The 26,278-nt window shown below is 67.5% G+C and carries 22 protein-coding genes; 6 read left to right on the top strand and 16 right to left on the bottom strand.

Annotation, left to right across the window (positions count from 1 at the left end):
- Positions 1 to 48 precede the first annotated feature (48 nt).
- On the top strand, positions 49 to 2,067 hold the full coding sequence (locus KF745_06865) for an ABC transporter ATP-binding protein (protein ID MBX3358132.1): 2,019 nt from the start codon (positions 49 to 51) through the stop codon (positions 2,065 to 2,067).
- A 78-nt stretch (positions 2,068 to 2,145) separates the two neighbouring features.
- Positions 2,146 to 3,675, top strand: a complete 1,530-nt coding sequence (locus KF745_06860; protein ID MBX3358131.1) for a carboxypeptidase M32 — start codon at positions 2,146 to 2,148, stop codon at positions 3,673 to 3,675.
- Between the two features lie 32 nt (positions 3,676 to 3,707).
- Here the strand turns inward: KF745_06860 and KF745_06855 are convergent, their stop codons facing one another.
- From KF745_06855 to KF745_06830, 6 genes are all read right to left on the bottom strand, one after another.
- Positions 3,708 to 5,288, bottom strand: coding sequence for a diguanylate cyclase (locus tag KF745_06855; protein MBX3358130.1), 1,581 nt, complete (start codon positions 5,286 to 5,288; stop codon positions 3,708 to 3,710).
- Entirely contained in the window at positions 5,285 to 5,902 is a 618-nt protein-coding gene (locus KF745_06850) for a hypothetical protein (protein ID MBX3358129.1), read from the bottom strand. The genes KF745_06855 and KF745_06850 overlap by 4 nt, the downstream gene beginning before the upstream one ends.
- Positions 5,903 to 5,982: 80 nt before the next feature.
- Positions 5,983 to 7,128: a glycosyltransferase gene (locus tag KF745_06845; protein ID MBX3358128.1), complete on the bottom strand. Its 1,146-nt coding sequence runs from the start codon at positions 7,126 to 7,128 to the stop codon at positions 5,983 to 5,985.
- Positions 7,129 to 7,136: 8 nt separating this feature from the next.
- Complete coding sequence (locus KF745_06840; protein MBX3358127.1) at positions 7,137 to 8,450, bottom strand: cell division protein FtsW; 1,314 nt, start codon at positions 8,448 to 8,450, stop codon at positions 7,137 to 7,139.
- Between the two features lie 140 nt (positions 8,451 to 8,590).
- Entirely contained in the window at positions 8,591 to 10,312 is a 1,722-nt protein-coding gene (gene rimO, locus KF745_06835) for a 30S ribosomal protein S12 methylthiotransferase RimO (GenBank protein ID MBX3358126.1), read from the bottom strand.
- 43 nt (positions 10,313 to 10,355) lie between these two features.
- A complete protein-coding gene (locus KF745_06830) occupies positions 10,356 to 10,844 on the bottom strand; it encodes a hypothetical protein (protein ID MBX3358125.1) in 489 nt (162 codons plus the stop codon).
- A gap of 294 nt (positions 10,845 to 11,138) precedes the next feature.
- On the opposite strand from KF745_06830, the gene argF reads away from it, so the two are divergent.
- Both argF and KF745_06820 read left to right on the top strand, forming a co-directional pair.
- The gene (argF, locus tag KF745_06825) at positions 11,139 to 12,083 is read left to right on the top strand and encodes an ornithine carbamoyltransferase (GenBank protein ID MBX3358124.1); all 945 of its coding nucleotides are present in this window, start codon (positions 11,139 to 11,141) and stop codon (positions 12,081 to 12,083) included.
- Positions 12,076 to 12,684, top strand: coding sequence for a hypothetical protein (locus tag KF745_06820; protein MBX3358123.1), 609 nt, complete (start codon positions 12,076 to 12,078; stop codon positions 12,682 to 12,684). Before argF ends, KF745_06820 begins: the two co-directional genes overlap by 8 nt.
- Positions 12,685 to 12,689: 5 nt before the next feature.
- Here KF745_06820 and KF745_06815 read toward each other — a convergent pair whose 3' ends face one another.
- Genes KF745_06815 through KF745_06805 form a run of 3 tightly spaced genes read right to left on the bottom strand, consistent with a single transcriptional unit; the run spans position 12,690 to position 17,372 of the window.
- Positions 12,690 to 14,048 carry a 50S ribosome-binding GTPase gene (locus KF745_06815; GenBank protein MBX3358122.1) on the bottom strand — a complete coding sequence of 453 codons (1,359 nt, stop codon included), beginning with the start codon at positions 14,046 to 14,048 and terminating at the stop codon, positions 12,690 to 12,692.
- A 36-nt stretch (positions 14,049 to 14,084) separates the two neighbouring features.
- Positions 14,085 to 16,490 (bottom strand): YidC/Oxa1 family insertase periplasmic-domain containing protein, encoded by a 2,406-nt coding sequence (locus tag KF745_06810; GenBank protein ID MBX3358121.1) that lies wholly within the window; start codon positions 16,488 to 16,490, stop codon positions 14,085 to 14,087.
- Positions 16,491 to 16,532: 42 nt separating this feature from the next.
- Positions 16,533 to 17,372, bottom strand: coding sequence for a metallophosphoesterase family protein (locus tag KF745_06805; protein MBX3358120.1), 840 nt, complete (start codon positions 17,370 to 17,372; stop codon positions 16,533 to 16,535).
- A gap of 241 nt (positions 17,373 to 17,613) precedes the next feature.
- Between KF745_06805 and KF745_06800 the strand changes: the two genes are divergently transcribed.
- A complete protein-coding gene (locus KF745_06800) occupies positions 17,614 to 18,189 on the top strand; it encodes an ATP-dependent Clp protease proteolytic subunit (GenBank protein MBX3358119.1) in 576 nt (191 codons plus the stop codon).
- 128 nt (positions 18,190 to 18,317) lie between these two features.
- Positions 18,318 to 18,947: an ATP-dependent Clp protease proteolytic subunit gene (locus tag KF745_06795; GenBank protein ID MBX3358118.1), complete on the top strand. Its 630-nt coding sequence runs from the start codon at positions 18,318 to 18,320 to the stop codon at positions 18,945 to 18,947.
- 13 nt (positions 18,948 to 18,960) lie between these two features.
- Here the strand turns inward: KF745_06795 and KF745_06790 are convergent, their stop codons facing one another.
- From KF745_06790 to KF745_06760, 7 genes are all read right to left on the bottom strand, one after another.
- On the bottom strand, positions 18,961 to 20,274 hold the full coding sequence (locus KF745_06790) for an alpha/beta hydrolase (protein ID MBX3358117.1): 1,314 nt from the start codon (positions 20,272 to 20,274) through the stop codon (positions 18,961 to 18,963).
- Positions 20,275 to 20,318: 44 nt separating this feature from the next.
- The gene (locus KF745_06785; protein MBX3358116.1) at positions 20,319 to 20,990 is read right to left on the bottom strand and encodes a DUF4287 domain-containing protein; all 672 of its coding nucleotides are present in this window, start codon (positions 20,988 to 20,990) and stop codon (positions 20,319 to 20,321) included.
- Between the two features lie 85 nt (positions 20,991 to 21,075).
- Complete coding sequence (locus tag KF745_06780; GenBank protein ID MBX3358115.1) at positions 21,076 to 21,501, bottom strand: NUDIX hydrolase; 426 nt, start codon at positions 21,499 to 21,501, stop codon at positions 21,076 to 21,078.
- A gap of 47 nt (positions 21,502 to 21,548) precedes the next feature.
- Positions 21,549 to 22,859 (bottom strand): serine hydroxymethyltransferase, encoded by a 1,311-nt coding sequence (locus KF745_06775; GenBank protein ID MBX3358114.1) that lies wholly within the window; start codon positions 22,857 to 22,859, stop codon positions 21,549 to 21,551.
- A gap of 340 nt (positions 22,860 to 23,199) precedes the next feature.
- The gene (locus KF745_06770; protein MBX3358113.1) at positions 23,200 to 24,102 is read right to left on the bottom strand and encodes a hypothetical protein; all 903 of its coding nucleotides are present in this window, start codon (positions 24,100 to 24,102) and stop codon (positions 23,200 to 23,202) included.
- Entirely contained in the window at positions 24,099 to 25,076 is a 978-nt protein-coding gene (locus KF745_06765; protein MBX3358112.1) for a serine/threonine protein kinase, read from the bottom strand. The genes KF745_06770 and KF745_06765 overlap by 4 nt, the downstream gene beginning before the upstream one ends.
- Before the next feature lie 333 nt (positions 25,077 to 25,409).
- Positions 25,410 to 26,108: an N-acetylmuramoyl-L-alanine amidase gene (locus tag KF745_06760; GenBank protein MBX3358111.1), complete on the bottom strand. Its 699-nt coding sequence runs from the start codon at positions 26,106 to 26,108 to the stop codon at positions 25,410 to 25,412.
- Between the last annotated feature and the right edge of the window lie 170 nt (positions 26,109 to 26,278).

The following is a 26,278-nucleotide window of genomic DNA, read 5'->3' as shown; positions in this document are numbered from 1 at the left end:
CGGGGTATTGGGGGCCGTGTCTGGGAGTGTGCGGGATACGATCGATCGATGCGTCCAGTGTGGGTATCGAGCAAGAGACGGTTCCGCGAGTACCTGCGTGCCCACCGCGAGCGAGACAAGCTGGCGAATACCGGGGCGGCCAAGGGTGCTCCGCCCGGGGCCGCGCTGCTGAGCGATGAGGAGCAGAAAGAGCGGCGGAAGCGCACGCGGTCGTTCTGGGCACTCGTCCGGGAGTTCTGGGGGCTGCTGCGGGGCGAGCGGCTCAGCATCCTGCTGGCGCTGTCGACGCTGACGGTGGCGGTGGGCGCCGGCCTGATGGCGCCTCTGGCGACCAAGGTCGCGATCGACTACATCATCACGGACCATCCTGGCCCGGCCGGCATCCCGGCATGGATCCCCGTTGCGGGCTTGGACCGGTTGTCCATGCTGTACGCGCTCGGGGGAGGCCTGCTCTGCGTGACCTTCCTTGGCGCCGGGGTGTCGCTGATCGGGCGATGGAAGATGACGCAGCTCACCAAGCGGCTGCAGGCCAACGTGCGGAGGCGGGTGTTCATGCACGCGGTGCGGCTGCCGCTGCACCGGGTGTACCGGATCAAGAGCGGGGGGGTGGCCAGCATCCTTCGGGAGGACGCCGGCGGCGCGGGGGAGATGGTGTTCACGCTGATCTACAACCCGTGGCGCGCGGTGGTGCAACTGGTGGGCACGCTCGGCGCTTTGGCGCTGACGGATTGGCGGCTGCTGATGGGGGCCATCCTGCTGATCCCCGCTGTCTGGATCAGCCACCGGACGTGGATCGCCCGCATCAGGCCGGTGTACCGGGATATCCGCGCGAACCGAACGGCGATCGACGCCCACGCGACGGAAGCGTTCGGAGGCATGCGGGTCGTGCGGGGATTCGGGCGGCAGCGCGGCGAGAGCTTGCGGTTCTCCGGCGGCGGTCACCTGATGGCCCGTCAGGAGGTCTTCGTCTGGTGGTGGTCCCGGATCGTCGAGATCGTGTGGACGCTGAGTATTCCTACCGCGTCCGTCGCGGTGCTGGTCTACGGCGGGCGGGCTGTTGTCCGCGGCGAACTGACCATCGGCGACCTGATGATGTTCTCGGCGTACATGTTCATGCTCCTCTCGCCGCTCGAGGTGCTGGTGTCGACCGCCACGACGATCCAGAACAACCTCGCCGGCCTTGACCGGATCCTCGACCTGCTCCAGGAACCAACGGAACTGGACCGAGCGAGTGATCATGCATCAAGCCTGCAGCAGGTTGAGCCGGCAAGGGTGCGGGGACGCGTGACGTTCTCTGGTGTGTCGTTCGCCTACCCGGGTCACGGCGAGCGGGTGCTCCACGGGATCACGCTGGATGTGGCGCCGGGCAAGACGGTGGCGCTGGTCGGTCCGAGCGGGTCGGGAAAGACGACGCTGTGCAACCTCGTAGCGCGGTTCTACGACCCCACGGAGGGGGTCATCACCCTCGACGGGGCCGACCTTCGGCGGCTCGACGTCGAGTCGTACCGGAGGCTGCTGGGGATCGTGGAGCAGGACGTGTTCCTCTTCGACGGCACGATCGCGCAGAACATCGGCTATGCGCGGCGGAGCGCTTCGGAGTCGCAGATCCGGGAGTCGGCGCGGGCCGCCAACGCCGACGGCTTCATCGAGCGGCTCGAGTCGGGCTATCAGACGCTCATCGGCGAGCGAGGCGTCCGGCTCTCCGGCGGGCAGAAGCAGCGCATCGCGATCGCCCGGGCGGTCCTGGCCGACCCGCGGATTCTGATCCTCGACGAAGCGACGAGCAACCTCGATTCCGAGTCCGAGACACTGATCCAGCAGTCGCTCAAGGGGCTGATGCGGGGCCGGACATGCTTCGTCATCGCTCACCGGCTGAGCACGATCCGGCACGCGGATCAGATCGTGGTGCTCGAGCACGGCCGCATCATCGAGACCGGCACGCATGACGAGCTGTCGGCCCGCGAGGGGCGGTACTGGGAGATGCTGCAGCTCCAACTCTCTGGACCGTCAGTGGTTGCGGGTGAGAAGGAGCGCCGGCTCGGGGACGCGGCGCCCGTTGGGGGATAATCCCGAGGCCCGAAGCGGGCAGGGTGTGCGTACCCTTGGCCCGAGATTCTCTGCTCCCCTCGAGGAACCCGCCCCGCCATGTCGAATTCCACCACCCGCGCCCCGGCGTACGACCAGCTCCGTGCCATGCTCCGGGAGGCGGCGACGCTCAAGTCCGTCTCGCACCTCGTGGCCTGGGACGAGGAGACGTACATGCCCGAGTCCGGCGCGGCGACGCGAGCGGACCAGCATGCGCTGATCTCCCGGCTAGTTCACGAGCGGGACACGGCCCCCAGACTTGGCGAGTTGATCGCCGCGTGCGAGGCCGATGCATCGATCCTGGCCGATGAGTCCGCCGCGGCGAACATCCGCGAGATCCGTCGGGACTACGACCTGGCGACGAAACTCCCGGCGGACCTGGTCTCGGAGATGGCCCGCACGGCCAGCCAGTCTCAGCAGGCGTGGAAGGAGGCGCGGGCGAAGTCCGAGTTCGCGCTCTTCGAGCCATGGCTCGGGAAGATGATGGCGCTGCAGCGGCGCAAGGCCGAGTGCCTGGGCGTACCGAAGGGCGGCGAGTTGTACGATGCGCTGCTGGACCAGTACGAGCAGGGGATGACCGCGAGGGAGATCGCCTCGATCTTCGGCCCGCTCAGGGATCGGCTCAGCACCCTGATCGCGAGGATCGCGGGCAAGGGGACTCCGCCCAACACCAGCGTGCTCAACGCGGCGATCCCGGCCGACAAGCAGCACGTCTTCGGCCAGGCGGTGCTCAGGGCGATGGGGTTCGATCTCGCGGCGGGCCGCCTGGATGTCACCACACACCCATTCTGCTCGGGGATCGCGCCCGGCGACACGCGCCTCACGACGCGATACCGTGACGAGAAGTTCACCGATTCGCTCTACGGCACCATGCACGAGGGCGGGCACGGGCTCTACGAGCAGGGCCTGCCCAAGAGCGACCGCTTCGGCGAGCCGCTGGCCGACTCGATCTCGCTGGGGATCCACGAGAGCCAGTCGAGGATGTGGGAGAACTTCGTCGGGCGCGGGCGGGAGTTCTGGCAGTGGGCGTTGCCGCTGGCCAAGAAGGAGTTCTCGCCCGCCCTGGCGGACTGCACGGTCGAGCAGATGTACCGCGCTGTGAACACGTGCACACCCACGTTCATCCGGGTCGAGGCCGACGAGTCGACGTACAACCTGCACATCATGCTGCGGTTCGAGATGGAGCGGGACCTCATCTCCGGGTCCCTGGGTGTGAAGGACGTGCCGGCCGCGTGGAACGCCAAGTTCGAGAAGCTCTTGGGCCTCAAGGTGCCCGATGATCGGCGCGGCTGCCTGCAGGACGTCCACTGGTCCCACGGGCTGGTCGGGTACTTCCCGACCTACACGCTGGGCAACCTCTACGCGGCGCAGATCTGGGAGACGATCAACACGCAGATCCCCGATCTGAGCCGGCAGATGGCCGGGGGCAACTTCATGGCACTGCGCGAGTGGCTGCGGACGAACATCCATGTCCACGGCAAGCGGTATCGGGCCGGCGATCTGTGCCGGAGGATCACGGGGCGGCCGCTGTCGGCCGATGCCCTGCTCAGGCACCTGGAAGGGAAGCTGGCGCCGATCTACGGGGTGTAGAGGGACGGGACTCGCGCGCAGACGCGAGCCGCTTATTCCGGCCGGCTGCCGAAGTCGACCTTGCACACACGCTCTGCGCCAGGGCCGAGGGTGATGACGTTCTTGCCCTTGCCCTTGCTTTCGAGCGCGAGGGCATCGGCACGCGCGACGAGTTCCTTGGGTGTCGTGCCGTCCCACGGGAAGGTGGCGAGTCCGCCCGAGATCGTGAGCGTGCCCGGGGCCTTCTCCGCGAGCTTCGGGAAGCGGTGCTCGCAGATCTGCCGCTGGAAGCGGCTGGCGATCCCCCAGATGCTCGACGGCGGCTTGCTGGATGGGTCGCGCGGCCCGGCGGGCTCGAAAAAGACCACCGCGAACTCATCGCCGCCGATCCGGCAGACCTTGTCCGTCGGGCGGATGACGCTCTTGAGCAGGCGGACCGTTTCCTGAAGGATCTCGTCCCCCGCGATGTGCCCGTAGCGGTCGTTGTACATCTTGAAGTCGTCGATATCAAAGTAGAGCACCGTTACGGACTGCCGCTCGCCGCGGGCCCGATCGATCGCCGCGGCGAGGAACCGGTCGAAGTACCGTCGGTTGAACGCGCCCGTCAGGTCGTCGGTAAACGCCGCATCGCGGAGTTGCTCCTGCTGGTCCCGCAGGGCCACCCACGCCCCGAACCAGTTCGCCGCGGCGGCGAGGGCCTCGCGCGTGGCGGAGCGGCTGGAGAGCGTGCCGAGCGACCGGCCCCGGTGGACCACGGAGACCTCGGCCGTGCCCATCACCGCCGCCGGCGCCCCGGGAGGGGTGAAGACGACATCGGGAGAGCCGGTTCGGCGACGCACGAGGGCGAGCAGCGGCAGCAGCAGGTCCCGTCCCGTCAGGAGGGCTTCAAGCAGGTCAGATTCCTCCGGCCCTGCGGCGCCTCCCGCCGGCGGGTCAGCCGGTGCGATGGACGCCGCGGGTGGGCGCGATGTGGCCGGTGCGGTCGGCGCCGGCCCATCGGTGGTCGAGACGATCACTTGGTCCAGTTGGCGGGGACCGGTGCTCGTTGTCGTCGAGACCGGGAGGGCATTGACGCCCGCGATCAGCGACGACGGGCGCAGAGGGGTGGAACGCCCTCCGGTGGGCTGTGGCGTGCTGTCGATTGCGGGCGGCGGTGCAACCGTCGCTCCCTGCTGCGGGCGGACCGGATCCGGCTGGGATATCGGGTCGAGCCTCGGCGTTTCGGCGGCGATTGACCCGGCCGATGGCTCGTGGCGCCGCAGGAGGCGCCTCAGGCTCGCGGCGGGCACGTCCGGGGAGAGGATCACCCCGTCGTACACCCCGCGCGTCGAGGCTCCCATCAGCATGACGCGTACCCCGGGGTCGACCATTCTCAGGCTGTCGATCAGCGCCGACGCCCGCGGGCCCGGGTCGGCTTCGCGGGAGAGGATCACGGTCGCCGCCATCGGGCTCTCGCTGTCGATCGGCTGCGCGAGCTCGCCGATCGCATCGATCGCAGTGCGGGCCCGGATCAGTTCCACCCCGGCGTCCAGACGGAGCGTGTGGTCAAGCCCGGTGCGGCCGACGAGGATCACCCGTGCATCCAGCCGGTCGCCGCCGTCACTTCCGTTGAATTCGTTGGCATTCGGCGTCACGGTCGCCCTCCGCCGTTCTCACCGTGCCGAGCGACTCCGGTGTTCCCGGGTTGGCGCTGCGAGGGGGCTCCCGGGCGTGGCGGGGCCTCGCTCAGGAGCATCTCCAGTTCCTCGGCGCTCAGGAGCGAGCCTGGTCGCGAGCTCGGCGCCGGGGGTGGTGCAGGCTCCTCGCTGGCGAGACGCAGCATGGGACCCGGCGGCGCGGCGCCGCCTGCCTGACCTGAAGCCCCGCCTGGTGTCGACCATGCTTCCACATCCGCTTTGACGATCCGCCGGAGGCGAGGGTTCGCGGCGGCGTCGTACATCCAGCATTCCCACGCCGGCGCGTACTTCTCCGCGGCAACGACCAGGTCGGCCGCATCGGCGACCGTGGCCGGCGAGACGATGATCAGGAACCGTCCCCCCGATGGGGCTGGAGCGGTCGTTGCCGCGTGGTCGATGGTTGCGACGCGGGCCATAGCCTCGAACGCATCGCCAACCAGTGCGATCTCGACGCGCCGCTTCTCGAGGCTCTGCATCAGGTCCGCCGGCGCGGGTGCCTCCTGCTGGCGGAGAAGCACGCACTGCGCAGAGGGGCTGCTTCCGGGCGAGATTTCACCGGTACGGCCTGCCATTCCGCAAGTTTATCACGCCGGCGCACGCGCCCCATCGATTGGGCGTCTGGCGGTGCGAGTTTGCCCCTGTTGGGGCCGGGTTATCGGGTCGTGGTTGATGCCGCCGGCTCCAGCAGCGCCCTCGCGATGCGTTCGGCCCCATCAGCGGGCCCGAGCGAGCGAAGCGCCGCCCGCATCGAGTCCAGGCGGCTCGGATCGTTTATGAGCCCCGCCAGTTGGGGACCGACTTCGGCCGCGTTTACGGCCAGTTCGATCCGGTCGACGGCGAGCACCGCGCCGCCAGCGTCCACCAGCGGCATGGCGTTGAAGCGTTGGTGCTCGTCACGGTGGTACGGGTACGGCATGAACAGCGTTGGGACGGCGTTGGCCCACGCTTCGGCGACGGATCCGGCGCCAGACCGAGAGACCGCCAGATCGGCCGCGCCCCACCAGTCGGCCATTCCCGAGACGAATTCATGGACGATGGCCGGCACTCCCGCGGCCGCGTATGCCTCGCGAACCGTCGCTGCGCCATCCTTGCCACACTGGTGGATCACTTGCCAGCCGGCAAGGTCCTTCGCGTGGTCGCGAGCGAACCCGGCGAGCAGGTCGTTGATCGTCCTCGCCCCCTGGCTGCCGCCGGTCACCATCAACGTCCGCAGGGAAGGATCGATTCCAAGGCGTGCCCGGCACTCTGACTGCTCCCCCTTGGCGACCGCGGCGCTCCGTACGATCGGGGGAACGACGGTCCACCGGCGAGCCGCTTCGTGCTGCACCGGCAGGGCGCTGAACACGCCTGCATCGGCACGCCGACCGATCCAGCGGTTGGCCTTGCCGGGCACTGCATCAAGGTTGACCAGCGTCACGGGCGTCTGCTCGGCCCGCGCTGCCTGGGCGATCGGAGCGGCGACAAACCCTCCCATGGCTACGACCCGCACGACGCGGCCGGCATCGCGCTCCCGCCGGATCGTCTGCCTTCCGAGGCGAACCGATGGGCCCCACGCACGGGCGAACCGCACCAACCCCATTGGTCGCAACGAGAGTGGACGGGCCGGCATCACCACGAACTCGGCCCCTTCCGCCGACAGGATTGTCGAGTCCAACGGGCGATTCGAGCACAGGAAGAGGCACCGGAGGTTTGTCTTGTCGTGTCCGGCGAAGGTGCGCGCTGCCTCGGCGATCGCCAGCCCCGGGAAGAGATGCCCGCCGGTGCCACCGCCCGCGAAGATCAGGGTGAGTTCGGACACGGCTGGCCCTACGCCGTTTCCGCGCCGCTGGTGCCCGCGCCACCCGCCGCGTTCCGGAAGTAGTCGCGGCCCAGGGGCGTCACGACCACGGCCGCCGCGAGCGGCATTGGGGAGCCAAGGCCGGCGACCGGGGCACCGTCAGCGCCGCTGGGCGCGAGGGAGTCGCTCTGCGTGCGATCGATAGCGACCAGCAGGCCGAGGGAGGCCGCGGTGAGGATCCACCCGGTCCCGCCCGAGGAGAGCATCGGCAGGGCGATCCCCTTGGTCGGCCCGAGGCCCGTCACCACCGCGACGTTGATCACGGCCTGCAAACCCACCGTCGCCGTGATCCCTAGAGCGACAAGCTTGAGGAACGGGTTGCTCTCCCGGCGCACGATCGTGAGCCCCGCGATCAGCAGCCCGACGTACAGGGCGACGACCATCGCCGCGCCGAAGAGGCCCAGTTCCTCGCAGATGACGGCGAAGAGAAAGTCGGTCTTGTCTTCGGGGAGATACCCGAACTTCTGCAATCCAAACCCCAGGCCGCGCCCGAAGACCCTGCCATTCGCGACAGAGATCATCGATTGGATCATGTGGTAGCCGGTGCCCTCGGGGTCCGCGTAGGGGTCCCAGAAGGCGGTCAGCCGCTTGACGCGGTACGGGCTGACGACCACCGCCGCGGCGATCCCCACCAGGCCGATCGGGGCGAGCATGGCAAAGTGCCAGATCCGGGCGCCCGCCGCGACCAGCACCAGGCACGCGACGAAGCCCAGCAGCACCCCCGTGCCGAGGTCTTCCTTGATCACGACCACCGAGACGATGCCCACGGCGCACAAGGCGGGGAACAGACCCATCCAGAAGCGGCCCATGAGCCGGGCCCGCGTGACGCCGTACCACGCCATGAGCACGATCAGGCCCCACTTGGCGAACTCGCTGGGCTGGATCGAGAGGCCGCTCTTGGCCGTCGGGATTCCGATCCAGCGATGCGAGCCGTTGACCTCCTTGCCGATCACCGGGAGGTAGGTCAGTGCCAGCAGCGCCAGCAGGCCCGCGACACCCAGCCACAGCGGTTTGAGGCTCCTGGCGGCATCGAGCAGCGACACGGGCTCGCGCCGGATCGGCTCGCTCAGCGGGCCGGCAAGCGTCCGCAGCGGCAGCAGGGCGGTGCCGAACATGGCCAGCACGGCGAGGGCCATGTACGCGGTCGACCGGGAGAAGATGATCGATTCGGCCGTAACGGCTTCTTTCGGGTCAATGCTCAGACCGGCGCTGTTGACCATGACGACGCCGATGGTCAACAGCGACAGCACACACAGCATGACGGCATGGCCGGGGCGCAGCATCCGTGCCAATATCGGCCGGGGACGCCGCCGCGGAGCAATGGCGGCGGGTCGCAACGACTGAGGTGGATCGACCGCGCATTCGCAAGTTCGAATCGTATTTTGTTTGGGATGAGCTGCGTCGGACGAGAAACTCGATTGGCCTACCTGATGACCTTGAGGCCGACCCGGTGCTCGAGCTCCTCAACCGGTCGCGCGATCAGGTCATAGCCGTCAGCGGCGACGATTGTGCAGCGGACCAGTTCCCCGGGGGAGAGGTCTCGCTTGGCATGCACGTAGGTCAGAGCGTCGATGAGGGGGGCTTGGAAGTACGCGCGGCCCTGGTGCAGCCGGCCGCTCTTGCCACCGGTCACCCCGCTGGTCGCCAGGCCCCGGGTCGGCGTCGCCGAGTCGATCAGCACATCGAACTGCACGCCGGACTGGGTCGGTTTTTTTTCATCGAACTGCTCCGCGAGGTACTCGGCCTGGGCGAAGGCGATCCTCTGCTGCAGTTCCATCAGTTCGGCCTTGCGCCGGGCCTTGATCTCGGCGGGCACGGCCAGGTTCGGGTCGTTCTCCATCGTTCCCGCGACCGTTCCTTCCTCGTGGCTGTACTCGAACACGCCCATCGCGTCGAAGCCGATCTCCTCGACAAACTCCATCAGGGCCGTGTGGTCCGCCTCGGTCTCGCCGGGGAAGCCGGTGATAAAGGTCGTCCTGATGGCCATGCCGGGGATTCGGTCCCGCAACTTGAGCATCAGGTCGCGCTGCTGCGCGGCGCTGACGTGCCGGCGCATCGCGGTGAGCACGCGGTCCGACGCGTGCTGCAACGGGATGTCGATGTACGGCAGCACGCGGCCCTGGTCGGCCAGGCGCGCGAACGCATCGATCATGTCATCCGAGAAGTTCGATGGGTAGGCGTACATCAGGCGGATCCACCCGCCGGACCGCCCGCGCGGTGCGCCGGCCTCGTCGTACGCCTCATCAACCGCTCTGAGCATCGCCGGGAGGCCCCCGCCCGCGGCCATGCCGGCCCCGAGATCGTCGCCGTAGGAGGTGGTGTCCTGCCCGATGAGGTGGAGTTCAAACGCCCCGTCGGCGAGCAGCTCCTTCGCTTCGGCCTTGATCCGATCGATCGGCTTGGACCGCATCTTGCCGCGGATCGATGGGATGGTGCAGAACGCACAGTTCTGGTTGCACCCTTCCGAGATGCGGAGGTAGGCGTAGTGCCGGGGCGTGAGCCTCAGCCGCGCGGCGTCGTCCTCGAAATAGCCGATGCCCTTGCCGTCCTTGCCGTGGACCGTCAGACCGGTGGTCGGCATGCCCCGGGCCTTGGCGGCCTGCAGCGCGTTGCCGGCGATCCAGTATCGCGGCTTGTCGGAGGCCTCCCCGAGCGAGGTCCGGTCGGCCTTCGCGCCCCGGACGGCCTCGACAATATGGTCCCGGTCAAAGACGCCGATCATGGCGTCGATCCCGGGCGCCCAGTCGAGCATCTTGGCCCGGTGCCGCTGCACGAGGCAGCCGGCGACCACCACGCGCTTGACCCGCCCGGCTTCCTTGTCGCGGATGGCCTCGCGGATGACAGAAAGGGACTCCTCCTTCGAAGCCTCCAGGAACCCGCAGGTATTGATTACTACCGCATCGGCCCTTGGGCGATCCGCGGCAGCTGTTGGCGATTCGTCGGCGTGGCCGTCGACAGCCGGCTCCTCTGCGTTGGCACCCTGTCCATAGGAGACCACTGCGAGACCATCCTCCGCGAGCAGCCCGAGCATCTTCTCGGAGTCGACGAGGTTCTTGGGGCAGCCCAGCGACACAAACGCGACCGACGCCACCGGGGCATCGGTCGTGTTGCGTTTGGACGGGGTTGCGGCGGTCTTCTTGGCCATCGGGGCCAAGTGTAGGGATGCGATGCGCGGATGAACGTCGTCCCTAACGGGTCGCGTCAGACCGCCCGATCTGGCCTCGGACCATTTGCGGGGTCATTCCGTCCATCGGGTAGTAGCGCAGCAGTCCCTCCCCGAGGGCTTCCGGCTCCGACAGGACGAAGAAGACATTGCTGTCGATGTGCGCCGTGGCGAAGTTCAGGGCCCGCACGAGATGGTCCCTCGTGGTGCAGACCAGCAGCGAGCCGCCCTCGTACCGGAGCGGGAGCACCCGGAACTGCCAGGCCTGCCGGCGCGTAATCAGCGGGAGCACGTCCGAGTCGACCTGCTCAAGCGTCGGATCGACGTGGCGAGTCAGCTCGGAATACTGCTCGGCCCAAGCCGCCTCGACCGCGCGGGCCGAGATCCCGAACGACTCCTCAGCGATGTCGCCAAAGGGGCGGCCGGAGGCCTTCTGCTTCTCAAGGATGAAGCGGCGCTGCTTGTCGGTAATGTGGCCCATCTTGACGAGCAGTTCACCGATCGGAAGGTTCATACATATGGCCTCGGATGCCTGGGGAGGCGGACTCCATTTCCGCTCCCTTGACCGGCCTGTCATCGACGGGTTCGCCGCGGGCCCTAACCCCCGATCATGGGGATGCACTGCTCGAGCCACTGCCCCTGACGCGTGCGCGGCGTGCACAGGTCGCACGGGCCGGTTGGCCCGCCCGCAGCGCGGTTCTGGGTCTGGTTACCGGCCAGGGCCATCCCGCCCCGAAATCACCGGCCAGGGCCGGTTGGGCGGAGTCGGCGGGGGCGCTAAAGTCCCCGTTTTTCCGGACGCACTCTCGTGAAGCACTTTCTCTCCATCCTGGACACGCCCACCCCGGCGCTGACGGCGATGCTGCTCAGGTCGGTCCAGCTCCGCATCCGGACTAACGCGCAGGGGCTGCTGGCGGGGAAGACCCTTGCCTGCCTGTTCCAGAAGCCGAGCCTCCGCACCCGCGTCTCATTTGAGCAGGCGATGCGGCGGCTCGGCGGCGAGGCACTGTCCCTGGGACAGAACGAGGTTGGCGTGGGTCAGCGAGAGTCCGCCGAGGACATCTCCAGGGTGCTCTCGGGCATGGTCGACGCGGTCATGGCGAGGGTGGTGTCGCACGAGACACTGGTGCGGCTCGCGAGGGTCTCGGTGGTGCCCGTGATCAACGGCCTGTCCGAGATCGAGCATCCGGCCCAGGCGCTCGCCGACGTCCTCACGCTCATGGACGAGTTTTCTCCCGGCGACCCGCTTGGACTGGCCGGGAGGGTCGTCGCGTTTGTGGGCGACGGCAACAACGTGGCCCGCTCGCTCGCGGTGCTGTGCGCCCGTCTGGGGATGGAGTTTGTGATGTGCGCACCGCCGGGATTTGACCTGCCCCCGGCGTGGATCGACGATGTGCGGGCCCGGATCCCCGGCGCCCGCCTGTCATCCATCGGGACGCCGCCTGATGCCGTCCGCCGCGCGGACGCTATCTACTGCGACACCTTTGTCTCGATGGGTCAGGAGTCGGAACGGGCATCCCGGCTCAGGGCCTTCGAGGGGTACCAGGTGTCGGACGCCCTCTTGGCCGGTGCGCCGGGTCACACCGTTGTTCTGCACTGCCTGCCGGCCCACCGCGGCGAAGAGATCACCGATTCGGTCATGGACGGACCGCGGTCTCGCGTGTTCCGCCAGGCCCACAATCGTGTCGACGCGCAGATGGGCCTCCTGGCCGAACTGCTCGCACCCTCCGACGGAGCGCACGCCAATGGCTGAGAAGGATTTCGCCGATTTCGGCGGCTTTCACTCGGACGATCCCGGCGCCGAGGAGCCCGGACCGAACGACGAGGGCCACGGGGACGAGGCGGACGCCGGGGACCCGATGATCCTGATTGTGGTGGGGGCCCATATCCGGGCCGAAGTCGGCGATCGGCCGTTGGCCTACCGCCTTCGAGACCGGATGATCGAATGGCTCTCCGAGCACTTCGACTCGGGCGACACCGAGTCGTGGCGGGCCGGGAACGTCGGGGGCGACTCGGACGCAGGGGCGGAGGAGTCTCCGTCGATCGAGGTCGTGGTCTGTACCGATGTGTGGTACATGAATGATGCGCACCTGCGCATCTGGCCCGCGGTCTCGCTCGGCGGCCCCGGGGTCAACGCCCTGAGCGCCTACCTCGGCGACAAGCTGCCGAGCGTCCTGGTGATCGACGATGTGCTGATGATCCAGATGGATGCGGCGTTCGAGGAACTGACGGCGGCGGTCTGGGGTGTCAACCACGACGCCACGGTTGCTGCGCTCGACGCCTTCATCGAGCGGTACCTGGTCCCCTTCCTGCAGGCGGCGACCCGAAAGCTCCGCGGTTCGCACGGGGCCTGACCCGGCTACTTGCCGATGCAGAACGTCGCAAAGATCCGTCCGATTACATCGTCCGGTGCGATGTGGCCAGTGACCTCACCGATGGCATCGAGCGATTCCCTCAGCGCCACGGCGGCCAGTTCGGGTGAGGCCATCTGACTGCCATTGCCCGTCCCCTCCGCCGCGGCCGCCGCATCGCGGAGACCCGCGGCGGTCTGCCGCAGAGCCCGGCGGTGGCGCGACGGCACCCATTCGGCCAGATGATCCGCCTCCCTGCCCCACGCGGCGTCCGCAATCGCCCGGCGCAGGGGCGCGAGATTCCAACCATCAAGGGCGCACACCACCAGGTCGCCCGCCGGGCGGGCAGTTCCCGGAAGATCGGCCTTGGTGCGGATCCGCAGAACGGCTGCTTCTGGCCCGGCCTGTTCGATCGGGGGGAACCGCCCTGCCGGATCGCAGTGAATGATGACGTGGGCGGCACGGATCGCCATGTGGGCGGCCCGCTGGGCCGCGGCGTCCGTACCGGTAGACGTGGCCGAGTCCAATCCGGCCAGATCGACCAGAGTGACCGTCGGGCCGCCGGGGACCTCCTGGCTCAGATCCAGCGGCTCCTCGAGCACGTCCCGTGTCGTACCCGGTTCCGCGGAGACCACCGCCCGCCGCCGCCCGAGCAGCGCGTTGAACAGTGTCGACTTGCCGGCATTGGGCCGGCCGACGAGGACCACCCGGGTGACCTCGGTCTCGGCCTCGCGCCCGGCGGAGGCGCCCAGCAGCGAGTCGATCCGGTCGGCGAGCGTCCCGCACCGGGACCGCAGGTCGCGGGCGCTGATGGCGACAACGTCTTCCTGATCGGCGAAGTCGATACCGGCCTCGACGAGCGCCAGCAGCGTCGCCGTCTCGTCGGCCCAGGCTCGGTACTCGCGGCCGCGCTCACCCGTGAGCAGCCGCTCTGCGGCATCCAGTTGGGCGTCGGTCCGGGCTGCGATCGTCGCCGCGACCCCCTCGGCCTGCTCGATGCTGAGGCGGCCTCCGAGGTACGCCCGTGCCGAGAACTCACCGGGAGTCGCCGGACGGACGGAATCGAACGCCTCCAGGCGATGAAGCACCCGCTCGATCAGCGACGGGTTCCCCGCGGTGACGATCTCTGCGGCATCCTCGCCGGTGTACGACGAGGGCCCCGGCATGACCAGCACGATCACGGGGAGGACCAGGGACTCGGTCAACCGCAGCCGTGCGCGGACCACGCCGCGACGAGCCATGACGACAGGCGGAGCGAACGCCTCGGTGAGCAGGGCCCGCGTAGCCGGGCCCGATATGCGCACGATGGCACGCTCGGACCGCCCGGGTCCCGAGGCCGCCGCGATGATCGTGTCGAGCCCGGGCACCGGCAAGGCTAGGGCCCGCGGATGACGCCGCGCAGCCTACTTCCTCTGCTGCCGGTCCCTCTGGGCCTTGAGCTGCTCGGCCCTCTTCTGTGCCATCTCGATGCGTTCCTGCATGCGTGCCAGGAATCCGCCCTTGGGCTTGGGATCGGGCCGACCGCCGAGTTGTTTCATCCGCTCGGCCCGAGCGGCGTCTTCCTTCTCAACCTGGGCGCGGATGTGCCGGCTCTCAAAGATGCCCAGGATGGAGTTGGTCATCGTGTACAGCGTCAGGCCGCTGGGCATGTTGTACATGAACAGCGGGAACATGACGACGCTCATGACCTTCATGATCTTCTGCTGCTGCTCCTGCTCGGGGGTGAGGGTCCCCGAGGTCGGCGGGCTCATGTACTTCTGGTGGAAGTAGAAGACCAGGCCCAGCACCAGCGGCAGCAGGTTGATCGATTCGATCGGGCCCATAAGGCTGCCGATCAGCGGCGGGTTGTACGAAATGCCCAGCGAGATGAAGTGGTCCGGCTCCGAGAGGTCGGCGAGGAACCCCCATCGACCGCCCGTGATGGCCTGGAACACGCCGAAGAACGCCGGCTGGTGCCGCAGCTCATAGGTGAAGTACAGCATGGCGAACAGCGCGATCCACACCGGCGTCTGCAGGAACATCGGCAGGCACCCGAGCATCCCCGCGGGGTTGATGCCCTCTTCCCGCATCAGGCGTGAGAGCTCCTCGTTCCGCTTCTTCGGGTCGTTCTTGTACTTCTCCTGGATCGCACGCTGCTTGGGGGCCAGCGACTGCATCTTCTTGCTGAACCGCTGGATGTTGGACTGCGACCACTTCGTGACCGGGTGCAGGATCGTCCGGACGCAAACGACCAGAACGATGATCGCCAGCGACCAGTCGAAGAGCACTCGGTCGTGCAGGAACCCCAGGAATCCTCGGAGGACGTACGTCAGCCACTGGAACGTGCACATGGCGCACGGGCCGCCAAATGTGTAGATGACCAGATCGCCCATCTGCAGTCGTGCCCGCAGGGCCCCGTCCGGTGTCGCCGGGTTGTCGATCAGCCGGCGGGAGAGCGGGCCGGCGTAGATCCCCGCGGAGAGGTCGGCCGATTGGCCGGCGGCGAGGTTCATCTCCGGCGTTGTGATCCGCAGCACCACCGAGTCGATCGGGCGTCCCTGCGGGTCGTCGCCCTGGTACACGACGTATCGATCGAGCTTCTCGATCAGGCGGAAGACGCGGTCCGAAGGCGGCCCGCCCGCGACGGGCTGGGGCACGAGCGGGTACATCGCCGTCGCGAAGTACCGGTTCGTTGTCGCGAACCACACCAGCGACCACGAACTGCGGTCCGACCGCTCGTTCGGCCAGATCACCTTGTCCTCAAAGTTCAGCCGGTCGGTGTCGAGTGCCTTTCCGACCACGTCGGCGTGCGGGGTCAGGAACGCCTCGGTCTGCACCGACCGCTGCGCGGTGTCGGTGTACCCCAGCCGCACCCGCCGCACGTCCCCGCCGTAACGGATCGTGCCCCGCGGCAGGTCCATCGGCCCATACTGAAACAACCGGATCGACATCGGCTCGCCGGTCAGGTTCTCCACGCGCTGGTCGAGCCGAAGGCCGTACGTGCCGGGCTCCAGCACGTACGCGCGGGTCAGGCGAGCCGCCCGCTTGCCGTCGCCACCGATGATGAACGCCTCGAACCGGCCGGGCGCGGTCTGACGCCAGATCGGATCCTTGCCGAACAGGCTCACGTACGAGCCGTTGATCTGCAGGCTGAGCGCGGCCATCGGGGCCAGCGAGAAGGTACTGCCGTTCTTGACTACCACGGTGACCTGCTGCTGGATCAGGTCATGCTCTTTCTTGGCGATCGTCTCGTAGGAATCGGTCAGGCGGATTGATTCGATCGAAGCGCCCGCGTTCGCGAACCGGATCTCCATCTTGTAGTGGTTGCTCTCGGACGTATCGAGGCTGCCAATGGGATCAAACGCCGCGGCGGCTGGATCGTCCCGGAAGACCTCCGCGGCGAACGCGACCCCGGGAGGTGGTGGGGGAGTCGCATTCGGCGGTGGCGCAAGCGAGGGCTGCTCCGCGGTGCCGGACTCGGTCACGGGTTCATGGGTCGATTCGAGGCGTGCCGCGCCGTCTCCCGACTCGGGCGTGGCCTGGGCCGACGGGGACTCTGCCGCGGGAGCTGTCGGAGTCGCCTCGGCCGGACCGACTGGGCCCCCCCTGGTGGCGGCCGCCGGCTGCTTTGCCGCCGCGCCTGTTCCCGGCGAGCCGCGGCTGAGTGAAAAGAACACGGCACCGCCGAGACCGGCGACGATGAGCACCGGTACCAGCAGTCGCAGGACGGGGTTCTTGGCAAGGGCCATGTCTGGATCGACTTCCTGGGCTTCGGCGGCGTTGCGGGCGGGCGACAGGCCGGCCCGGAACACCAGCCGGGTCCGAAGCATACCCAGTTTGGAAGAGCAGCCCCGGCGTTCCGCCGCGGGCCGTCAGCGGCCCTCGTACAGCCGATCGCCGAGCCAGTCGTTGAGCTGCGGGATGGCCTTGATCTTGTTCGCGGTGGAATCGATGTTGTACTCGACCCGCACAAACTCGGCGTACCCGGCGCTGGAGCCGTTGTTCGTGTCCGCGGCCCCTTCTCCGGGCGGGTAGAGGATCACGAAGCTTGCGCGGGGGTCCTGGTCCCGGGGCTGACCGACGCTTCCCACGTTGATGATCGCCTTCTCCCCCTCGGTGAACCGGTAGATGCCGTCGGTCAGTTCATTGGGAGGATAGAAGTCCGGCTCATCCGTAAAGACGCCCGGAAAATGGGTGTGGCCCACGATGCACAGGCGGGGGACACGCTCGAAGATCGTCGTCACCTTGTCGGGCGCGGTGACCACGTCATCCGGGAAGATGTATTCGTTGATGGGCCGCCGGGGCGAGCCGTGGACCGCCAGCAGCGTCAGCCCGGGGTCCTTGGCCCAAGTGGTATCGACCACGCGCACGCGGAGGCGATCAAGGAAGTCGTATCGGGCCTTGCGCCGGGACTCGTCGGTCTCCGCATCGAACTGTTCGCGGGTCCAATACGCCGCGGCCTCGGCCCCCGGGTTGAAGTTCGTCGGCTCGTACAGCACGCCGAAGTCGTGGTTGCCCATGAGCGACCACTCGCACCGTTCGCGGACCAGGTCCACGCATTGGAGGGGGTCCGGGCCGTACCCGACGATGTCGCCCAGCGAGATGATCCGGGTGATCGGGACGCCCGCCGCGCGCCGGGAATCGATCTCGGCGAGCACGGTCTGCAACGCCTCGAGGTTGGCGTGAATGTCGCTGATAACGGCGGTGGCCAAACTTGCGCTCCGGTGGCGGCGTTCGCAGAGGGGCAATGCTACAGGGCGTCGGGCGCGCTGACAATCAGATCCTTGGCTCCATTCGTAAGGGCCCTTTGCCGATTTACCCCGGGCTATAGTGGCCCAATCCCTCCCTGGGCCGGATTCGGCGGCCCAGAAGGGCTCGCCGGGAGCGGCCCGGCGCGATCCCGCCTGGGGTCAGCAGGGACGAGTCAGCAGCGGGGGACGACGGAGCGGATGCATGCCAGCAGCGAACGTGACCTACCAGCGCACCCGGGAAATGACGATCGACGAGCTCTTGCTCGAAAACCGGGTCGTCTTCCTGATCGGCGAGATCAACCAGGCCTCGGCCGCCCGGGTCATGATGCAGATGCTCTACCTGGAGAACCAAAAAAAGGGCCAGGAGATCAACTTTTATATCAACTCGCCGGGCGGCGCCGTGGACGACACGCTGGCCATCTACGATACAATGCGATTCCTCTCTTCTCCGGTTTCGACCTACTGCCTCGGTCGCGCCTATTCCGGCGGGGCCGTGCTGCTCACCGCGGGCGAGAAGGGCCGGAGGTTCATCCTCCCCCACGCCAAGGTGATGACCCACCAGCCCTACGGCGGTGTCTACGGCCAGACCGAGGACATCAAGATCCAGGCCGAGCAGATCATCAAGTCCAAGAACGAACTGATCCGGATCCTGTCCCGCCACACCGGTCAGTCCGAGGAGATCGTGCGTCGAGACTCAGAGCGCGACAAGTACTTCACCGCGGCCGAGGCGAAGGCCTACGGCCTGGTGGACGAGGTCATCGAGGATCCGAAGAAGTGATCGAAACGGCGTCCGGCATCGCCGACAGGCGCCGGGCGACCGCCGGGCACCCCGGCATCGCCGAGCCTGTTACCCGTTCCTGACGCCTCCTGCCCAGGCGAATACGACACGAGGCCCCTATGTCCTACCTGGTTCCCATCGTCATCGAGCAGTCCGGCCGCGGCGAGCGGGCGTACGACATCTACTCGCGCCTGCTCAAGGACCGCATCATCTTCCTCGGCGGTCCCGTCATGGACGAGTCCGCGAACCTCATCGTCGCGCAGCTGCTGTTCCTCGCCAACGAGGATCCCAAGAGCGACATCCATTTCTACATCAACTCCCCCGGCGGCTCGGTCTCGGCCGGCCTGGGCATCCTGGACACGATGAAGTTCGTGCAGTGCGACGTCGCGACGTACATCATCGGCCAGGCCGCCTCCATGGGCTCCGTCCTCGCCTGCGCCGGCACCAAGGGCAAGCGGTTCACGCTGCCCAACGCCCGCAACCTCATGCACCAGCCCCTCATCGGCGGCGTGCTCGAGGGCCAGGCGACCGATCTGGAGATCGAAGCGCGCGAGATGCTCCGCATTCGCGACCGCCTGTACCAGATCTACGCCGAGGCCACGGGCCAGCCCATCGATCGCATCGCTCTCGACTGCGACCGGAACAAGTGGCTCGACGACCAGGAGATGCTGGACTACGGCCTGGTCGACAAGGTGCTCCGGCAGATGCCGAGGAACAAGAAGGAAGGGTCCGGCGGCGCCGATTCTCCCTCGACCTGATGAACGACGCCCGCTATGGGTCGAGCCGGGGTCCCGTGGGTTCGCTGGGCGCCTGAACCTGCGACCTGTAGGTATTGGTCAGCCGCCACAGGCCCGGTGCCGGTTGCTCCAGGGGTCGCGCCGTCGCTTCGCCCGCAGCACACTGCGCACGCAGCACCAGGATAAGGTCGGACAGCGCCGCGGGGTGCTCGAACGCGTAGGCGTGCGAACTCGAGAATCCCGAGACGTCGCAGTCGATGAACTCGATCGCCCCGTACTCCTGCAGGCGCCGGGCCGCCTCGGGCTTGATGTCCGTGGTCCTCGTGTCTCCGAGCCGCCGGTCGCTGCTGAACAGCCACTGGGCGATCCCCAGGGCGCCATCGTCCTTCCGGGAGTAGATCACGAGGCGCTTCACCGCCGCGAAGGCGTTCTCCTCGATGAACCGGACCGTAAACACCTCCAGGTCCAGGTCCGGCGCGGCGAGCACAAGCGTCTCGAGCTTCAGGCCGCTCCCCGCGATCCCGGTCGCCGTGCGGGTCCGGATCGCCAGTTCCCGGATTGCTGTGGTCGCGACGTCCGTTCCGCGGCTGTGCGCGATCACGTGGATCCGCTCGATCGCCGGATCCTCGGCCAGGACCGTGAGCAGCATCTTCAGGTGCAGCACGGTGAACTCGCCGGACTCGCGGTCGTAGGCGTATCCGAACGGGCCTCCGAACCCGGCCGGCCATGAGTACACGATCGGCACCCCCACCCGCCCCATGAAGTGCCAGACCTGCGCCCACCTGAGCACCGCGTCGTCGAAACTGTTGTTGAACCCGTGGACAAAGACGTACACGTCCTTGCTCGAAGTGGCCGCCAGGCGCCGGTCGATCTCGGTCTGAAGCGGGGCGAACTCGGCGCGGACCTCGTCCAGTGCGGCGGCCGTGTATTCGGCCCGGCCATCGGAGAACGCCTGGCGCTTGCCAATCGCCCCGATTGCTCCCATCGGCGTGATCAGGCCAACGTCCAGCTCGTACGAGCGACTCCGATCTCCGGTGGTGCTGTCCTCAACGAGTTGTTCCCACGTCGGCGCCGGGTCGAGGTCAACCTGTGCCGTGCCCCATTCAAGCCCGCGGCTGCGTCCATAGCCGTAACGACGGCCGTCGTCATCATCCTCCGCGGCGCGGTCCGTGACGTACAGCACCCGGATGCTCGCTGTGCGATCTTCCGGCGGGGTCGAATCGAAGTGCGACGGCCCCTCCGCCTGCACCACGTAGGGCGTGGTGACGAGTGTGGGGCGACCGCAGCCGGCCAGGCACACGGCCACCACGAGCAACCAGGCGAATTGGGGGCGTCGGTCCGATTGCATGCGGGCTCCGTCTTCCGGCGGAGTCGCCGGACGCTGGCGAAGGATCATCTGAACTTCGGCGACCGCGACGGCGTCTCGATCGAGTCGAGGTCATAGGCCGCCTTGAGCCACTTCATCACAGTGTCATCGATATCACTCGCCCCTTGGATCTCGATCCGGTGCGTGATCCGGTCCTTCTTCGCCTTCCCCCCGGTGTCGATCAGCCGCTTTGGGATCTTTGATGCCGGCATGCTGCCCAGCGCCAGCCCGAGGTCGATCCGTGCGGTCGTGGTCGCCTTGATCTGCGCGAAGACGTGGTTGCGGTACAGCGGAACCATCGTCTTGCACGGGCACGCCTTCACATCGGCCCCTGCACTCAGCCCGATCGCCAGCAACCGGTCGTACAGCGGCCGTAGCGCCGACCGCTTTCCCGAGTATTGCCCTTCGACATGGCGTTCCGCGGCCTCGAGATAGCCCTCGGCGGTGTCCTCCTCGACGCCCTTGCCGTCGGCCCGTTCGGCGATCCACCATGCCGCGTTCGTGCCCATCCCGTGCTCAGCCTTGAGCCACTCGCGCCGATCCTTGACCGAGCGAGGTCCCTTGTTCTTCGTGAGGTCGATCCACTCGTCGAGCGAGCGGCCGGTCTTCTCGCGCAGCGACGCCACCCAATCCTGGACCATGCGGACCCCGGGGTGGACGCTGTACAACGACCTCGACTTCACAGCCTTGGCTGGCATGGTGGCACTCGCTCGCCGCGGATGCCAGGAAGCCCGGCCCGCGTTGGCAGAGCATACCACCGGCCGCGACGGAGCCGAACCGGACCTAGACCGCCCGGCGCAGCTCGGCCGCGGGCAGCCTTGCCCCGTGCATCAGCCGGAGCACCTGCCGCAGGCCCGGCCGCGCGACCAGCCGCTGGGCCTCCCGCAACGTGACCCACGCCCGCCGCCGCAACCCTTTCTCCGGCCAGTCGCTGAGCAACTCGTCGACCATCATCGTGTAGACCCGGACGCGGTGCACCTCGGCATCACGCACGTAGCGGAACTGCCCGACGTGCGGCAGCACCATACTCCCCAACACCCCCGCCTCCTCCATCGCCTCGCGCTGGGCGCACTCGTCGTGCTCCTCCCCATCCTCGACATGCCCCTTGGGCACGCCCCATTGGCCGCTGCTGGTCGTGACCAGCAGCACCCGGGGCTCGCCGCGTCGGGACATCCGGATGGGCACCGCCGCTGCTTGCTCGATCTGCATCTGCCAGGTCTCCGAGGCCGGCGCCGCTTCGGAGACAGGCCCCGGCCCTACCGGCCGCCGACAGTCCCAGAACCCGGCATCGCGAACCTCTGGCACATCGACCGGACCTCCCCCCGCACTTGAGCACAGGTTGCAGCATCTCCGTTGGACCCCAAAACTTGGTCAATCCACTTCGCGACCTGCTTGAGATCCCCTTCCCTCAGGCCCCGTGTCGTAACCGCCGGCGTGCCCAGCCTGAGCCCGCTCGTCACACGCGGCGGCCGCGGGTCATCCGGGATGCCGTTCTTGTTGCACACAATCCCGGCGGTCTCGAGCCACTTCTCCGCGTCAGAGCCGGTCAGGTTCTCGTTTCTCGCCCGCAGGTCGACCAGCATCAAGTGGTTGTCGGTTCCGCCACTGGTGATCCGGTAGCCGTGGCTGATCAGCGCTGAGGCGAGCGCCTTCGCGTTCGCCACCACCTGCTTGGCATACGCCCTGAACTCCGGCCGCAGGGCCTCGCCGAACGCGACAGCCTTGCTCGCAATCACATGCATCAGCGGCCCGCCCTGGACTCCGGGAAAGAGCGCCTTGTCGATCTTCTTGGCCAGCTCCTCGTCGTCGGTCATGATGAGCCCGCCCCGGGGGCCGCGGAGCGTCTTGTGCGTGGTCGTGGTCACCACGTGTGCATGCGGGAACGGGCTCGGGTGCACACCCGCGGCGACCAGCCCCGCGATGTGCGCGATGTCAGCGACCAGCAACGCCCCGACTTCGTCGGCCACCTGCCGGAACCGTGCAAAGTCGATCACCCGCGGATACGCCGAATAGCCGCACAGGATCGCCCTGGGCCTGTGCTCCAGGCAGACACTCCGGAGCGCGTCGTAGTCGATCCGCTCATGCTCGGGGTGGGCCTTGTCGTAGTGGAGGGGGTAGTGCACCGGCTTGAAGAATGTGCCGGAGAAGTTGATCTTCATCCCGTGGGAAAGGTGCCCGCCGTCCTTGAGCACCAGAGACGCGAAGGTGTCCCCCGGCTGCATTGTCGCCATGAACGCGGCCATGTTCGCCTGCGCCCCCGAGTGCGGCTGCACGTTCGCGAACCGGCACCCGAAGAGCTGCTTGGCCCGGTCCCGGGCGATCGTCTCGATCTCGTCGTGGAACTCGCAGCCGCCGTAGTACCGGGCTCCGGGGTACCCCTCTGCGTACTTGTTAGTCAGCCACGACCCCATCGTGTGCATCACGGCCGCGGAGACGTGATTCTCCGAGGCGATGAGTTCGAGCGTGTGTTCCTGCCGGTCCCGTTCCTTCGAGAGAAGCGAGCCGATCTCTGGATCGCACGTGCTCAAGAGGCTCAAGAGGTCATTCGCGATGGTGCTGTGACTCATGCACGATCATAAACAGCCCCCTCACCGCGGAGAGATCACGCCTGAACGATCCTCAACACCCAAAAACGCGAGGCCCCCGCGCCATGGCGGGGGTCTCGCGAGAGATACTCCAATCTCGTGGACTCAAAGCGGCCTGATAGGTCGACGACGCGGTCGACCGATCAGGGCGGGTTGAACCCGCCACGGCGACGTCTGGACCGCCGGCCATCTCAATAGGCCTGAGTCACAGCGATAGCGTGACGCAAAATACAGAAAAAATCCACGACGAGCGAACTTTAGGTATCCATTCGGACTTCGTGGCCAGAATCACTCGCCAAATATCCGTATAGAATAAGAACAACTAGATAGTGGTTGAGGATAGAGGGTGGATAGACCCGGCGACAGATGCCAGCGCCGGAATGCCGGCCAGATCGAGTTCTAGATACACGCCTTGTTCGTGATCCGAGTTCAGAACCACCGCGTTGGGCTCGATCGCCGCCCAGCCCGAGTCAGCCTTCTCGTGACCAAGCACGAACAGCCCGACATTCCACTGCTCGCCAAGGGATCGAAGCTGCTCGGCCTTGTGGCCGCGGCCCCAGATCATCAGGTGGGCCGAACCCCGACGCGGTACGAAATCCGCGTCAACGAGGTCTCGCGACAGCACCCCAGCGTCAAACCGATCCATGACCTCCGGCCCCGGAAGGCTGTGGGCGCACAGGATTGCACCGTCGCCGGTCTCGCACCGCAGGGCCAGCGGCATCGAGCGAATGAACGCGCGGATCGCCTGGTGCACAACCCCCGCCTGCTCCCCGAACGCCTGATCGACCGCCTCGCTGAATGCCTCGACCACCCGTACGCCGTCCTTGACAATCCCCGAGCCGAGCACCTGCGACAGTTCGTGGTTGGCCAGCAGCGTGTGGACATGTTCCGGGTGCGCGGACTTCAGCGCGGCGACGCGAGTCAGCGCCCGGTACGAGAAGTCCATCCCGTTCACCAGCCGGTCCGAGTGGATGATCTCGTGCAGCGTGAGGTGCGACGGCGGGCGCTCGGTCGTTCCGCCGAGCCCCGCCGCGGACACAAGCCTGGCAAGGTGCAGCGGGTTGTCGTGCAGGTCCCCTGTTGCCACCAGCCTGCCAGGTCCGTGAATGACGTCGATCGAGCCGGTTCGACATGCCGCGGTCCGGTTGGCCTCGGCCGCGGCGAGCAGCACGCGGGTCACCTCGTCGGCGCTGGTCAGGTCAAGCTGGGTGAAGAGCGGGATCACACCCGGGGATGCGACGGTTTGGGCTCGCCATCGCCCGCATCGCGCCGTGTCGACGCCGGGCGTCCGTTGTCCGCCGCCTCGCGGTCGTCGCTGTCAGATCGGACCGCCGGATCCTCGATCTTGGGGAGCACGCCGCTCTTGCGCAGTTCCCCCTCGGCCACAAGTTTGCCGCGGATGAGGTTGAGCCGCTGAGCCACCGAGGGCATGTCCGGCCGCTTGGACTGCTCGACCTCGACGCACTCCATGATCAGCCGGTCGAACAACTCGGGCACCCGTGGGTTGAGCTCGATCGTTCGCTTGGGCCGCTCGATCAGGTGGTCATCCAGCGAGCCGACGAGCGAGTCGCCCTTGGCCAGGGCCGTCGGCACGAACTTGCGCGTCAGCACCCAGTACATCGTGGCCCCGAGGTTGTACACATCGGTCCTGTCATTGAGGGCACGTCGGTGCACCTGCTCGGGAGCGATGTAGTCGGGGGTACCCTGTATCCGTTCCTTGACCGTGCCGATCTTGCACGACTGGCCCAGGTCGATGATCTTCGCGTGCCCCTCGGCATCCACGATGATGTTGTTCGGCTTCATGTCCGCATGGACAAAGCCGCGGGTGTGCATGTGGGCCATCGCCTCGGCGACCTGCTCGAAGATCTCCGCGGCTTCCTCGAAGGTCCGGGGTGTCTTCCGCTCCAGGCTCGCCCCGTCGACCATCTCCATCACCAGGTACAACTCCGAGGCGGAGAGGGAAACGATCGAGTCCTTCTTCTTGATGATCCGGGCGATCTTTCGGATCCGGGGATGGTCAAGCTGGGAGGCGATCTGGTACTCCGCCTCCGCCTGGTCCAGGAACCGCTGGTCCTTGGGGGTTTCCTTGGCGACGTGCTTGATCGCCCAGACTTGCTTGGTCTTCGGGTCCAGGACAAGGTAGATGAGCGAGGCGGCGCCGCGCCCCAACTCCGACATCACCCGGAAGCCCTCAACCATGTCACCTGGCTTCTTTGGTTGCACGTCGGACGTTTCCCAAAGCCCGGCCCGGAATCAGGCCCGGCTGACACATTCCAACCCTAGTCCGACGGCCGACTCCGGTCGGCCGTACACAAAGGCTACACCCATACGGGGCCGCTGGGCAGGGGGATTCCCGGCCCGTTTTTCCCGAACCACCCCTCCATGGCCTGCGCCGGTGCAGGCCCGCCGCCCCAGAGCGGATCGTAGTATCCGCTTCATTCGGTCAAAGTTCAATGCGCATGCAGGCACCGGACCGATCCGACGGCGCCGCGGCTGCTGAGCGAGACGAGTGGGGGATGTGGGTGACCGGACCTACCGCAACTGCGAGAGTTGCTCGGCCAAGGCCGTCGCAGGGAACAGCGGGCCGGGGTCGGTCCCCTCGGCGACGTCGCTGTACAGGAACACCCGGTCCTTCGGGATGTCCAGGTCGCGGCACAGGGTCGAGATCACCTCGGCGAGCCGGCGGATCTGCGTCGATGTAAACGAGTGGCGTCGTCCGTCGCCCACCAGGCAGATGCTGATGGAGTGCTGGTTGTAATAGTCACCGTTCTTGCCGCCGGCGTGGGCACCCGGGAGCTGGTCCAGCCAGCGGAACCCGACGTGGAGCTCACCGTCCTCCATCCCCTGGCCGTTGCCAATGATGAAATGGTGCCCAAGGCCGCGAAATCCGGCTCGCTCGTGCTCCGCCCCGATCGTGGCAGGCGAGCCGATGGGCGAGCCGCTGCTGTGGATGACGATCGCCTGCCAGCGATCCTGGTCCAGCGTCGCGCGTGTGCGGGTGATGGTGGCGACGCCGCTGAGCCCGCTCGAGGCCAGCAGGGGCGCGAGCGAGAGACCGTCAAGGCGCGGCGCCGGGCGGTTGTCCAGGGCCAGCAGCCCGCCGCCGACCAGCGTCATCGCCGCGATGAAGCTCACCCACACCAGCTTGAGCCGGCGCGACGCCGCCTGCTCCGCGGCGGACCGTGGGTCGCGCTTCGCGGGGCGGCTGGATGTTCGCTTCGCGGATGGCATGGTGGGGCAGGAACTCGCGTGTGATCCGTTGCAATGCTTGGGATCGGGCCGACTTGGGCCGTGTCTTCTCAAAATCTCCGAGAAAGCGCGCTCTGGCGCGATCAGCGAATCGCTTCCGTCCGCGCACGTCGCATACGCCGAAACTCCGGCCGTTATCGGGACCGGAGCCG

This window comes from Phycisphaeraceae bacterium, assembly GCA_019636655.1.
GTDB lineage: Bacteria > Planctomycetota > Phycisphaerae > Phycisphaerales > UBA1924 > JAHBXB01.
This window is presented reverse-complemented; position numbering and strand designations above follow the sequence as displayed.